The organism is Kitasatospora sp. NPDC051170 (assembly GCF_044455705.1).
Lineage (GTDB): Bacteria > Actinomycetota > Actinomycetes > Streptomycetales > Streptomycetaceae > Kitasatospora.
This window is the reverse complement of the sequence record NZ_JBITFA010000017.1, coordinates 22,926-35,692: the sequence shown is the minus strand read 5'-3', so window position 1 is coordinate 35,692 and position 12,767 is coordinate 22,926. Positions and strand designations below refer to the sequence as shown.

Annotated in this window: 10 protein-coding genes; 8 read left to right on the top strand and 2 right to left on the bottom strand. The window is 70.4% G+C overall.

Translation table 11 applies throughout. From position 1 onward, the window contains the following. The first annotated feature begins 8 nt into the window (after positions 1-8). The 4 genes from zapE to ACIBCA_RS30145 all read left to right on the top strand — a co-directional run bounded on the left by zapE (position 9) and on the right by ACIBCA_RS30145 (position 5,245). Positions 9-1,118 (top strand): cell division protein ZapE, encoded by a 1,110-nt coding sequence (zapE, locus tag ACIBCA_RS30160; RefSeq protein WP_396286196.1) that lies wholly within the window; start codon positions 9-11, stop codon positions 1,116-1,118. Between the two features lie 36 nt (positions 1,119-1,154). Continuing rightward, positions 1,155-3,245, top strand: coding sequence for an excinuclease ABC subunit UvrB (gene uvrB / locus ACIBCA_RS30155; RefSeq protein ID WP_396286195.1), 2,091 nt, complete (start codon positions 1,155-1,157; stop codon positions 3,243-3,245). Positions 3,246-3,501: 256 nt separating this feature from the next. Then, complete coding sequence (locus tag ACIBCA_RS30150; protein ID WP_396286194.1) at positions 3,502-4,080, top strand: TerD family protein; 579 nt, start codon at positions 3,502-3,504, stop codon at positions 4,078-4,080. Between the two features lie 184 nt (positions 4,081-4,264). Further along, positions 4,265-5,245, top strand: a complete 981-nt coding sequence (locus tag ACIBCA_RS30145) for a TerC family protein (RefSeq protein WP_396286193.1) — start codon at positions 4,265-4,267, stop codon at positions 5,243-5,245. Positions 5,246-5,316: 71 nt separating this feature from the next. On the opposite strand, the gene ACIBCA_RS30140 is transcribed toward ACIBCA_RS30145, so the two are convergent. Together ACIBCA_RS30140 and ACIBCA_RS30135 are read right to left on the bottom strand one after the other, a co-directional pair. Continuing rightward, complete coding sequence (locus ACIBCA_RS30140) at positions 5,317-5,970, bottom strand: MBL fold metallo-hydrolase (protein WP_396286192.1); 654 nt, start codon at positions 5,968-5,970, stop codon at positions 5,317-5,319. Positions 5,971-6,027: 57 nt separating this feature from the next. Next, entirely contained in the window at positions 6,028-6,759 is a 732-nt protein-coding gene (locus ACIBCA_RS30135; RefSeq protein WP_396286191.1) for a maleylpyruvate isomerase family mycothiol-dependent enzyme, read from the bottom strand. A gap of 267 nt (positions 6,760-7,026) precedes the next feature. Between ACIBCA_RS30135 and uvrA the strand changes: the two genes are divergently transcribed. The 4 genes from uvrA (at position 7,027) to ACIBCA_RS30115 (ending at position 12,766) form a co-directional block, all read left to right on the top strand. Beyond that, the gene (gene uvrA, locus ACIBCA_RS30130) at positions 7,027-9,939 is read left to right on the top strand and encodes an excinuclease ABC subunit UvrA (protein ID WP_396286190.1); all 2,913 of its coding nucleotides are present in this window, start codon (positions 7,027-7,029) and stop codon (positions 9,937-9,939) included. Between the two features lie 113 nt (positions 9,940-10,052). After that, entirely contained in the window at positions 10,053-10,508 is a 456-nt protein-coding gene (locus ACIBCA_RS30125; protein ID WP_396286189.1) for a Rieske (2Fe-2S) protein, read from the top strand. A gap of 42 nt (positions 10,509-10,550) precedes the next feature. Then, entirely contained in the window at positions 10,551-12,641 is a 2,091-nt protein-coding gene (gene uvrC / locus ACIBCA_RS30120) for an excinuclease ABC subunit UvrC (RefSeq protein WP_396286188.1), read from the top strand. Continuing rightward, entirely contained in the window at positions 12,638-12,766 is a 129-nt protein-coding gene (locus ACIBCA_RS30115) for a hypothetical protein (RefSeq protein ID WP_396286187.1), read from the top strand. The genes uvrC and ACIBCA_RS30115 overlap by 4 nt, the downstream gene beginning before the upstream one ends. Position 12,767 lies beyond the last annotated feature (1 nt).

Sequence of the window (12,767 nt, the reverse complement as noted above, 5' to 3'; positions counted from 1 at the left end):
CTACTGATGTGCCCGCAGCCTCCCGCCCCGCCGCCGACGCCGACCCGATAGCCGCCGTGAGCGTGCCCGGCTCCGCGACGCCCGGTTCCCCGATCGCGCTCACCGACCGCCGCCCCGTGGTGCCCGCCGAGCGGCTGGTCGCCGAGATGGTCCCGCCGCCGCGCTTCTCGCAGGTGAGCTTCGGGACGTACATCCCGGACCGGACCCAGCCCAGCCAGTACGAGGCCGTCCAGGTGCTGGAGCAGTTCGCGACCACCCTCGGGAACGGGAACGCGCGCGGAAACGGTTCCGCACCCAAGCGCAGCTGGTTCCGCCGCAGCGCCCCCGCGCCCACCGGCCCCGCCGGCGTCTACCTCGACGGCGGCTACGGCGTCGGCAAGACCCACCTGCTCGCCTCGCTCTGGCACGCCGCCCCCGGCCCCAAGGCGTTCGGCACCTTCGTCGAGCTGACCAACCTCGTCGGCGCGCTCGGCTTCCAGCAGGCGGTCCAGACCCTCTCCGGGCACACCCTGCTCTGCATCGACGAGTTCGAGCTCGACGACCCGGGTGACACCGTCCTGGTCTCCACCCTCCTCGGCCGCCTCGTCGACAACGGCGTCAAGCTCTGCGCCACCTCCAACACCCTGCCCGAGAAGCTCGGCGAGGGCCGCTTCGCCGCCGCCGACTTCCTGCGCGAGATCCAGGGCCTGTCCGCCCACTTCCGCCCGATGCGCATCGACGGCCAGGACTACCGCCACCGCGGCCTGCCCGACGCCCCGCCCCCGTACACCGACGAGACCGTCGCCGCCGTCGCCGCCCGCACCCCCGGCGCCTCCCTCGACGACTTCGACGCCCTCCTCACCCACCTCTCCGCCGTCCACCCCAGCCGCTACGGCGCCCTCCTCGACGACGTCACCGCCGTCTGCCTGCGCGGCGTCCACCAGGTCGACGACCAGTCCACCGCCCTGCGCCTGGTCGTCCTCGCCGACCGCATGTACGACCGCGAGCTCCCCATCACCGCCTCCGGCCTCCCCTTCGACCAGGTCTTCCCCGAGGACATGCTCCGCGGCGGCTACCGCAAGAAGTACCTCCGCGCCATATCCCGCCTCGTCGCCCTCGCCCGCGACAGCGCGAAGTAGCCCACGCTTGTCGGTGGTGGGTCGTACGGTTGAGGCGTGCGTCCCATCACGAGTATTGAGCGGTCCGTGGCGCCCTTCGAGGTCGTCAGTCCCTTCCAGCCCAACGGAGACCAGCCGGCGGCGATCGCCGAGCTGGAGCGGCGCATCCGGGGAGGGGAGAAGGACGTCGTCCTGCTGGGTGCCACCGGTACCGGTAAGTCGGCCACCACGGCGTGGATGATCGAGAAGCTGCAGCGGCCCACCCTGGTGATGGCGCCGAACAAGACGCTGGCCGCGCAGCTGGCGAACGAGTTCCGGGAGCTGCTGCCCAACAACGCGGTCGAGTACTTCGTCTCGTACTACGACTACTACCAGCCCGAGGCGTACGTCCCCCAGACGGACACCTACATCGAGAAGGACTCCTCGATCAACGAGGAGGTCGAGCGGCTGCGCCACTCGGCCACCAACTCGCTGCTCACCCGGCGGGACGTGATCGTGGTCGCCTCCGTCTCCTGCATCTACGGCCTCGGCACGCCGCAGGAGTACGTGGACCGGATGGTGCAGCTCAAGGTCGGGCAGGAGGTCGACCGGGACGACCTGCTGCGCCGCTTCGTCGACATCCAGTACGCCCGCAACGACGTGGCGTTCACCCGGGGCACCTTCCGGGTGCGCGGGGACACCATCGAGATCTTCCCGGTGTACGAGGAACTCGCCGTCCGCATCGAGATGTTCGGCGACGAGATCGAGGCGCTGTACACCCTGCACCCGCTCACCGGCGAGATCATCAGCCAGGACCAGTCGATCTACGTCTTCCCCGCCTCCCACTACGTCGCCGGCCCCGAGCGCATGGAGCGCGCGATCAACGGCATCGAGACGGAGCTGGAGACCTCGCTCGCCAGGATGGAGAAGCAGGGCAAGCTGCTGGAGGCCCAGCGGCTGCGCATGCGCACCACCTACGACATCGAGATGCTGCGCCAGATCGGCACCTGCTCCGGCATCGAGAACTACTCGATGCACTTCGACGGCCGCGAGCCCGGCTCCCCGCCGAACACCTTGCTCGATTACTTCCCCGAGGACTTCCTCCTCGTCATCGACGAGTCGCACGTCACCGTCCCGCAGATCGGCGCGATGTACGAGGGCGACGCCTCGCGCAAGCGCACCCTCGTCGAGCACGGCTTCCGGCTGCCCTCCGCGATGGACAACCGCCCGCTCAAGTGGGAGGAGTTCCTGGAGCGGATCGGCCAGACCGTCTACCTGTCGGCGACGCCCGGTCCGTTCGAACTCTCGCGCGGCGACGGCCAGGTGCAGCAGATCATCCGCCCGACCGGCCTGATCGACCCCGAGGTGATCGTCAAGCCCACCGAGGGCCAGATCGACGACCTGGTGCACGAGGTCCGCAAGCGGGTGGAGCGGGACGAGCGCGTCCTGGTCACCACGCTGACCAAGAAGATGGCCGAGGACCTCACCGACTACATGCTCGGCCTGGACATCCGGGTCCGCTACCTGCACAGCGACGTGGACACCCTGCGCCGCGTCGAGCTGCTGCGCGAACTGCGCGCCGGCCGCTACGACGTGCTCGTCGGCATCAACCTGCTGCGCGAGGGCCTCGACCTGCCCGAGGTGTCGCTGGTGGCGATCCTGGACGCCGACAAGGAGGGCTTCCTGCGCTCCGGCACCTCGCTGATCCAGACGATCGGCCGCGCCGCCCGTAACGTCTCCGGCCAGGTCCACATGTACGCGGACCGGATCACCCCCTCGATGGAGAAGGCGATCGAGGAGACCAACCGCCGCCGCGAGGTGCAGCAGGCGTACAACAGGAAGCACGGGATCGACCCGCAGCCGCTGCGCAAGAAGATCGGCGACATCCTGGACACCCTCGCCCGCGAGGACGTGGACACCGACGAGCTGCTCTCCACCGGGTACCGCGGCTCCGGAAAGGGCAAGGCCCCGGTGCCGGCGCTCGGTTCGGACCGCAAGCCCGCCAAGTCCCTGCCGGCGGCCGAACTCGCCGACCTCATCCAGGAGATGACCGACCGGATGCACGCGGCCGCCGCGGACCTCCAGTTCGAGCTCGCGGCGCGGCTGCGCGACGAGGTGAAGGAGCTGAAGAGGGAGCTCCGGCAGATGCGCGAGGCGGGGGTGGCCTGACACCCGGAGCCCCGGCCCGGGTGGTTCGGACACCGGTCAAGTCCGGCGGTGTCTCAGGCTTGCCACAAACGGGGAAACCCGAGGGAGGAGAGGGGTCCGCAGGCCCTAGGCTGGCCTGCGGACTCGCGCTCTCGGGCTCTCGGGCAGGAGCGGGGGCCCGCAGCAGAAGGGGGCCTCAGCCGGGGGACGGCAACGGGGTGTTCCACCGTGACGCCGGGCGGCCTTGGCCGCGCGGCCGTGCAGAGAGGACAACGCCGTGTCGGTGAACCTTGCCAAGGGCCAGCAGGTCAGCCTCCGGAAGGGCTCGGGTGCGTCCCTGGCCGTGGTCCGGATGGGCCTGGGCTGGGAGGCCGCCCCCAAGCGGGGCCTGTTCGGCAGCCGCACCCGCAAGATCGACCTGGACGCCTCGGCGCTGCTCTACGCCGAGCGGACGCCCTCGGACGTGGTGTTCTTCCAGCACCTGGAGTCCACGGACGGTTCGGTGCGCCACACCGGGGACAACCTGGAGGGCGGCTCCGGGGACGCGGACGACGAGGCGATCCTGGTCGACCTGATGCACGTGCCGCCGCACATCACCCAGGTGGTGTTCACCGTCAGCTCGTACACCGGGCAGACCTTCGCCGAGGTGAGCCGGGCCCACTGCCGGCTGGTGGACGAGACGACGGGCGAGGAGCTGGCCCGCTACGAGCTGGCGGGCGGCGGGCCGCACACCGGCCAGATCATGGCGAAGGTGTTCCGCGACGGGGAGGGCGGCTGGTCGATGCTGGCCATCGGTGCCCCGGCGAAGGGGCGGACGTTCCAGGACCTGCTGCCGGCCATCGAGCCGTTCCTCTAGAAGGTTCTTTACCTTCCTTTTGCCATCTCTGTTACTCTTCATGGCAGCGGAGGGGAGTATTCCTCGACAGCCGACCCCGTCATCACGGGTGCCCGTCGTGGCACCCCGGGGCGCTGGCCCGATGGGCGGAAGAGACCTCCGGCAGTGACGATGACTGTCTCGCCTACCTGCCGGAGGAGCAGTAGTGGACGTTTCCATGACCATGTGGGTCGCGACGATCGGTGTGCTGATCGCCCTGATCGTGGCCGATTTCTTCATCGGAGGGCGCAAGCCGCACGAGGTCTCCCTCAAGGAGGCCGGGATCTGGACGGCCGTCTGGGTCGCCCTGGCGGTGCTCTTCGGTGGCTTCCTCTGGTGGCACTCCGGCGCCGAGCCGGCCGGTGAGTTCTTCGCCGGGTACATCACCGAGAAGTCGCTCAGTGTCGACAACCTCTTCGTGTTCATCCTGATCATGGGCAAGTTCGCGGTGCCCAGGATCTACCAGCAGCGCGTGCTGATGTTCGGTGTGATCATCGCGCTGGTGCTCCGGGCGATCTTCATCGCCGGCGGCGCGGCGCTGGTCTCGCAGTTCTCCTGGGTGTTCTTCATCTTCGGCGCCTTCCTGATCTGGACGGCCTGGAAGCTGATCAAGGAGGCTCGCGCCGACGAGGAGGACGAGGAGTTCGAGGAGAACCGCCTCCTCAAGTCCATCACCCGGCGCTTCCCCGCCACCGAGGACTACCGCGGCACCAAGCTGATCGTCCGCGAGCACGGCCGCCGGCTGATCACCCCGATGCTGATCGTCATGCTGGCGATCGGCACCACGGACGTCCTGTTCGCCCTGGACTCGATCCCGGCCATCTTCGGCCTCACCCAGGACCCGTACGTCGTCTTCACGGCGAACGCCTTCGCCCTGATGGGCCTGCGCCAGCTGTACTTCCTGATCGGCGGCCTGCTGAAGAAGCTGGTCCACCTGAGCTACGGCCTCTCGGTGATCCTCGGCTTCATCGGCGTGAAGCTGGTGCTGCACGCCGCCCACGAGGCCGGCGCGACCTGGGCCCCGGAGATCGGCATCCCGGTCTCCCTGGCCGTCATCGTCCTGGTCCTGGCCGTCACGACGGTGACCAGCCTGATGGCCTCCAAGAAGCAGCAGCAGGAGGCCGAGCGCGAGAAGCTCGACGCCTGACCCGAGCAGTAGTCGAGCCCCGCCGCCGGATCACGCATCCGGCGGCGGGGCTCGGTGCTACGGGTGGACGGTCACCAGCCGCGGTCGCGCCACTCGTCGAGGTGGGGGCGTTCGGTGCCGAGGGTGGTGTCGTTGCCGTGGCCGGGGTAGACCCAGGCTTCGTCGGGGAGGGGGTCGAAGATCTTCTCCGTGACGTCGCGGTAGAGGGTGCGGAAGGCTTCCGGGTCGCCCCAGGTGTTGCCGACGCCGCCGGGGAAGAGGCAGTCGCCGGTGAAGACGTGGGGGTGGCCCTGGGGGTCGTCGTAGATCAGGACGATGGCGCCCGGGGTGTGGCCGACCAGGTGGCGGACGGTGAGTTCGACCTCGCCGACGCGCAGTTTGTCGCCGTCGGCGAGCAGCAGTTCGGTGGGGACGTCGATGCCCTCGGCGTCGTGCTCCCCGGCGGCGGTGCGGGCGCCGGTGGTGGCGACGACCTCGGCGAGGGCCGCCCAGTGGTCGTGGTGGCGGTGGGTGGTGACGACCGTCTCCAGGTCGTCGCCGACGGTCTCCAGCAGCACCGGGGCGTCGGCGGCCGCGTCGATCAGCAACTGCTCGTCGGTGGCCCGGCAGCGCAGCAGGTAGGCGTTGTTGTCGAACGGGCCCACGGCCACCTTGGTGATGATCAGGTGGGCCAGCTCCCGTACGTCCGGCGGTCCGCCGACCTTGACCGCTCCGTGGTACGTCATTCGTGCGCTCCTCGTCCGAAAGCTCCGTCAGCAGGGTTCAGGATCATCGTCCCGCCCTCAGCCCATCGGCGGAAGCTGGGGGAGCGCGGTGTCGGGGGTGCGGCGCAGGTCGGCTCCGTCGGAGCGGCCGGAGAGCCAGGCCGTGAGAGCGCGCTGCGGGCCCTCGACGCCGAGCTCCGGGCGGCTGCGGCCGGCGCTGTCGGGGACGCCCCTGCCGATCATGCCGCCCCACCCGGTGTCCTCGGCGCGCACCTCGGTGAGGGGCAGGTCGGAGCCGTGCAGCTTCGCCGTGAGCCGGCGGAACTCGTCGACGGCGAACTCCTCCGGCCACTGCTCCGGGGTGTATCCGGCGGCGAGGTCGACGTGGTGGTACTCGACCTCCAGGAGGCGCTTCAGCGGGATCTCGTGCGCCGGGAAGAGGTAGCCGGCGCGGTGCCTGACCTCGCTTCCCCAGAACTCGGCGGTCGTCGAGGCGGCCGCGGCGGCGAGCCGCGCGTGGGAGTCGCGCAGGTCGGCGAGGTGGACGTCGAGCGGCCGGGGCGCGTCGCGCTCGATGTCGCCGTCGCGGGCCTCGTCGCTGGCGTACTGGGGGAGGCCGTGGAGCAGGTTGACCAGGGAGTCCGCGTTGCGGGAGAGGTGGGCGAGCACGTGGCCCCTGGTCCAGCCGGGCAGGCCGGACGGCTCGGCGACGGCTGCGGGATCCATTCCGGCGACGGTGGCGAGCAGGCGCGTGGTGGCCTCCTCGACCTGGGCGAGCCAGGCGGTGGCCTCGGACTGCGGGTCGGTCATCGGGTCTGCCTTCGGTACGGGAGGGCGCGTTGCCCACACGGGTTTCACTCGTTGACCAGTCGACGCTATCGCCGAACCACGGCCCTGAGCAGGGGGTTTTCGGTCCGGGTGCGGACGGTCGGCGAGGCGCCCTCACTCGTTCGGGTGGACTCGGCTGGACAAGGTCGATATTCGAACGTCTGAGCTATAGGCTGGCTGCCGCATCCTTGAAGAAGAACACGCACTCAAACGCCAGCTGTCTCGTCCCGGAGAAAGGCGCCAGAAGCTGTGGCCGACCGTCTCGTCGTCCGCGGTGCACGCGAGCACAACCTCAAGAACGTCTCGCTCGACCTGCCCCGCGACTCACTCATCGTCTTCACGGGCCTCTCCGGCTCCGGCAAGTCCTCGCTCGCCTTCGACACGATCTTCGCCGAGGGCCAGCGCCGCTACGTCGAGTCGCTGTCGTCCTACGCCCGCCAGTTCCTGGGCCAGATGGACAAGCCCGACGTCGACTTCATCGAGGGCCTCTCCCCGGCCGTCTCGATCGACCAGAAGTCCACCAACCGCAACCCCCGTTCGACCGTCGGCACGATCACCGAGGTCTACGACTACCTGCGCCTGCTGTTCGCCCGGATCGGCAAGCCGCACTGCCCGCACTGCGGCCGCCCGATCGCCAAGCAGTCGCCCCAGGCGATCGTCGACAAGGTGCTGGAGCTCGCCGAGGGCACCCGCTTCCAGGTGCTCAGCCCGGTGGTGCGCGAGCGCAAGGGCGAGTTCGTCGACCTCTTCGCCGACCTCCAGTCCAAGGGCTACTCCCGCGCCCGGGTGGACGGCGAGACGATCCAGCTCACCGAGCCGCCGAAGCTCAAGAAGCAGGAGAAGCACACCGTCGAGGTGGTCATCGACCGCCTCACCGTCAAGGAGAGCGCCAAGCGCCGCCTCACCGACTCGGTGGAGACGGCCCTCAGGCTCTCCGGCGGCATGGTCGTCCTCGACTTCGTCGACCTCGCCGAGGACGACGCCGAGCGCGAGCGGATGTACTCCGAGCACCTCTACTGCCCGTACGACGACGTGTCGTTCGAGGAGCTGGAGCCGCGCTCGTTCTCCTTCAACTCGCCGTTCGGCGCCTGCCCGGACTGCTCGGGCCTGGGCAACCGGATGGAGGTCGACCCGGAGCTGGTCGTCCCCGACCCGGAGCGCTCGCTGGAGGAGGGCGCCATCCACCCCTGGTCGGCGGGCCACGCGAAGGAGTACTTCGCCCGCCTGATCGACGCGCTGGCCGAAGAGCTCGGCTTCCGCACCGACATCCCCTGGGCCGGGCTGCCCGCCCGCGCCAAGAAGGCGCTGCTGTACGGGCACAAGCACCAGGTGCAGGTGAAGTACCGCAACCGGTTCGGCCGCGAGCGCTCGTACAGCACGGGCTTCGAGGGCGCCGTCCCGTTCATCCAGCGCCGGCACACCGAGGCGGAGAGTGACAGCAGCCGCGAGCGCTTCGAGGGCTACATGCGCGAGGTGCCCTGCCCGACGTGCCGGGGCACCCGGCTCAAGCCGGTGGTGCTCGCCGTCACCGTCCAGGAGAAGTCGATCGCCGACGTCTCCTCGATGTCGATCAGCGACTGCTCCGAGTTCCTGGGGGCGATGAAGCTCAATGACCGGGACAAGCAGATCGCCGAGCGCGTCCTCAAGGAGGTCAACGAGCGGCTGCGCTTCCTGGTCGACGTCGGCCTGGACTACCTCTCGCTGGACCGCGCGGCCGGCACCCTCTCGGGCGGCGAGGCCCAGCGCATCCGGCTGGCCACGCAGATCGGCTCCGGCCTGGTCGGCGTGCTGTACGTGCTGGACGAGCCGTCCATCGGCCTGCACCAGCGCGACAACCACCGGCTGATCGAGACGCTGGTGCGCCTGCGCGACATCGGCAACACCCTGATCGTGGTCGAGCACGACGAGGACACCATCAAGACCGCGGACTGGGTGGTGGACATCGGCCCGGGCGCCGGTGAGCACGGCGGCAAGGTGGTGCACTCCGGGTCGCTGAAGCAGCTCCTCGCCAACAAGGAGTCGCTGACCGGGCAGTACCTCTCCGGCAAGCGCTTCATCCCGATCCCGGACACCCGCCGCGACCGGGACAAGAAGCGCCAGCTGACGGTGCACGGCGCCCGCGAGCACAACCTCAAGGACGTCACGGTCGGCTTCCCGCTGGGGACGCTCACGGCGATCACCGGTGTCTCCGGCTCCGGGAAGTCCACGCTGGTCAACGACATCCTCTACACCCACCTCGCCCGGGAGCTGAACGGCGCCCGCAGCGTGCCCGGCCGGCACACCCGGATCACCGGCACCGACCTGGTGGACAAGGTGGTGCACGTCGACCAGTCGCCGATCGGCCGCACCCCGCGCTCCAACCCGGCCACGTACACCGGTGTGTTCGACCACGTGCGCCGGCTCTTCGCGGAGACGCAGGAGGCCAAGGTCCGCGGGTACCTGCCGGGCCGGTTCTCGTTCAACGTCAAGGGCGGCCGCTGCGAGAACTGCACCGGCGACGGCACGATCAAGATCGAGATGAACTTCCTGCCGGACGTCTACGTGCCGTGCGAGGTCTGCCACGGCGCCCGGTACAACCGGGAGACGCTGGAGGTCCACTACAAGGGCAAGTCCATCGCCGAGGTGCTGGACATGCCGATCGAGGAGGCCCTGGGCTTCTTCGAGGCCGTCCCGGCGATCGCCCGCCACCTGCGCACGCTCAACGACGTGGGTCTGGGCTACGTCCGGCTCGGCCAGTCCGCGCCGACGCTCTCCGGCGGCGAGGCGCAGCGCGTCAAGCTCGCCTCCGAGCTGCAGAAGCGCTCCACCGGGCGGACGGTCTACGTGCTGGACGAGCCCACCACCGGTCTGCACTTCGAGGACATCAGCAAGCTGATCAAGGTGCTCAGCGGGCTGGTGGACAAGGGCAACACGGTGATCGTCATCGAGCACAACCTCGATGTGATCAAGACCGCCGACTGGGTCGTCGACATGGGCCCCGAGGGCGGCTCCGGCGGCGGCACGGTGGTCGCCGAGGGCACCCCGGAGCAGATCGCGGCCGTCGCGGAGAGCCACACCGGCAAGTTCCTGCGGGACATCCTGCCGGGGGACTTCGCGGACGCCCCGGTCGCCGCCCCCGCCAAGAAGGCGCCGCGCAAGCGGGCCGTCGCGGCGAAGAAGTAGCCGCGCCACGCACCCCGCCGCTCCCGGCGCCCCGGGAGCGGCGGGGTGCGTGCCGCATAGACTTCCGTGGTCCCTCGCAGCAGCAACCGGCAGCAACCGTAGGAGCGCACCCGATGTCCGAGGCCCCCGAGACCAGCCCCGCCGCCTCCCGCCGCACCCTGCTCTGCGGGGCGGCCGTCCTGGCGGCCGGCGGCGCCGTGGCGCTCACCGGCTGCGGCTCCTCCTCCGGCGGCTCGTCCTCCGGCGGCTCGGACAAGGGCGGCGCGGCCAAGGGCCCGGTGGACCTCGGCCCGGCCACGGACGTCCCGGTCGGCGGCGGCAAGGTCTACCGCGAGCAGAAGATCGTCGTCACCCAGCCCACCGAGGGCCAGTTCAAGGCGTTCAGCGCCAAGTGCACCCACGCCGGCTGCATCGTCGACCAGGTCAAGAAGCAGCAGATCCAGTGCCCCTGCCACGGCAGCCGCTTCTCCGTCACCGACGGCTCCGTCCAGGAGGGCCCGGCCCCCAGCCCGCTGCCCTCCTACGCCGTCGCCGTCGAGGCGGGGAACCTCAAGGTGACCGCGAGCTGACGCAGTTGATCTCCCTCCAGCCGAAATCGGTACGGTGGACCCATGGCTGACCCGAGCACCTACCGCCCGGCGCCGGGCGCGATCCCGACCTCCCCGGGCGTCTACAAGTTCCGTGACGCCCACGGCCGGGTCATCTACGTCGGCAAGGCCAAGAACCTCCGCCAGCGCCTGACGTCCTACTTCCAGGACCTCGCCGGCCTGCACCCGCGCACCGCGACGATGGTCACCACCGCCGCCTCGGTGGAGTGGACGGTCGTCGGCACCGAGGTCGAGGCGCTGCAGCTGGAGTACTCCTGGATCAAGGAGTTCGACCCCCGCTTCAACGTCAAGTACCGCGACGACAAGAGCTATCCGGAACTCGCCGTCACCCTCAACGAGGAGTTCCCGCGCGTCCAGGTGATGCGCGGGGCGCACAAGAAGGGCGTGCGCTACTTCGGCCCGTACGGCCACGCCTGGGCGATCCGCGAGACCGTCGACCTGCTGCTGCGCGTCTTCCCCGTCCGCACCTGCTCCAACGGCGTCTTCAAGCGCGCCCAGCAGGTCGGCCGCCCCTGCCTGCTCGGCTACATCGGCAAGTGCGCCGCGCCCTGCGTCGGCAAGGTCACCGCGGACGAACACCGGGAGCTGGCCGAGGACTTCTGCGACTTCATGGCCGGGCGCACCGGCAACTACCTGCGCCGCCTGGAGACGGAGATGCAGGAGGCCGCCGAGGAGATGGAGTACGAGAAGGCGGCCCGGCTCCGCGACGACATCGGCGCCCTCACACGCGCCATGGAGAAGAACGCGATCGTCTTCACCGACGCCACCGACGCCGACCTGCTCGCCGTCGCCGAGGACGAACTCGAGGCCGCCGTACAGATCTTCCACGTCCGCGGCGGCCGGGTGCGCGGCCAGCGCGGCTGGGTCACCGACAAGGTCGAGGACGTCGACACCGCGGGCCTGGTCGAGCACGCCCTCCAGCAGCTGTACGGGGGCGCCGGCGAGTCCGTCCCCCGCGAGGTGCTGGTGCCCGCCCTGCCCGAGCCCGTCGCCCCGATACGGGACTGGCTGAGCTCCCTGCGCGGCAGCCAGGTCGACCTGCGCATCCCGCAGCGCGGCGACAAGAAGGACCTCATGGCCACCGTGCAGCGCAACGCCCAGCAGGCGCTGGCGCTGCACAAGACCAAGCGCGCCTCCGACCTGACCACCCGCAGCCGCGCCCTCCAGGAGATCGCCGACGCGCTGGAGCTGGACTCCGTCCCGCTGCGCATCGAGTGCTTCGACATCTCCCACCTCCAGGGCGAGGACGTGGTGGCCTCCATGGTCGTCTTCGAGGACGGCCTGGCCCGCAAGAGCGAGTACCGGCGCTTCCAGATCAAGGGCTTCGCCGGCCAGGACGACGTCCGCTCGATGCACGAGGTGATCGGCCGCCGCTTCCGCCGCTACCTCCAGGAGCGCGAGCAGACCGGCGAGTGGGCCGTGCCCGAGGCGGACGACGCCGAGGACGCCGCGCAGACCGAGGACGCCGCGCAGACCGAGGACGGCCCCCGCACCGAGGACGGCCGCCCCCGCCGCTTCGCCTACCCGCCCCAGCTGCTGGTGGTCGACGGCGGCCAGCCGCAGGTCGCCGCCGCCAAGCGCGCCCTGGACGAACTCGGCATCGACGACGTCGCCCTGTGCGGCCTGGCCAAGCGCCTGGAGGAGGTCTGGTTGCCCGGCGAGGACGACCCCGTCGTGCTGCCCCGCGCCAGCGAGGGCCTCTACCTGCTCCAGCGCGTGCGCGACGAGGCCCACCGCTTCGCGATCACCTACCAGCGCGCCAAGCGTTCCAAGCGACTCACCGCCGGGGAACTGGACTCCGTCCCGGGCCTCGGAGAGACTCGCCGCCGGGCGCTGCTCAAGCACTTCGGCTCGCTGAAGAGGCTCCGGGCGGCCACCGTCGACGAACTCTGCGCCGTACCCGGCATCGGACGCCGCACGGCGGAGACTGTTGCGGCGGCGTTGTCGTCCCGTACACCCGCGGCACCCGCGGTCAACACCGCGACAGGCGAGATCATCGAGGACGGGGCCGACGAGGTCGCGGAGCCGGTGGCCGCGACACCCGCCGCAGCACCCGCAGCACCCCAGAACGCACCAACCCAGGAGACGCCATGACGGCCGACGCCGCCCGTCAGCTGGCCCGACCCGCCACCGCGGCCCGCCTGTCCGGGCCGGGGAAGCGCGCGGCCGCCGAACGCGTTCTCCCCAGCAGGAAGACCGAGAGCGGGGAACCGAAGTGAC

Coding starts and splice junctions, on each gene's coding strand:
- ACIBCA_RS30135 (WP_396286191.1), bottom strand. CDS start 6,759: ATGACCGACCCGCAGTCCGAGGCCACCGCCTGGCTCGCCCAGGTCGAG.
- ACIBCA_RS30125 (WP_396286189.1), top strand. CDS start 10,053: ATGTCCGAGGCCCCCGAGACCAGCCCCGCCGCCTCCCGCCGCACCCTG.
- ACIBCA_RS30140 (WP_396286192.1), bottom strand. CDS start 5,970: ATGACGTACCACGGAGCGGTCAAGGTCGGCGGACCGCCGGACGTACGG.
- ACIBCA_RS30115 (WP_396286187.1), top strand. CDS start 12,638: ATGACGGCCGACGCCGCCCGTCAGCTGGCCCGACCCGCCACCGCGGCC.
- uvrC (WP_396286188.1), top strand. CDS start 10,551: ATGGCTGACCCGAGCACCTACCGCCCGGCGCCGGGCGCGATCCCGACC.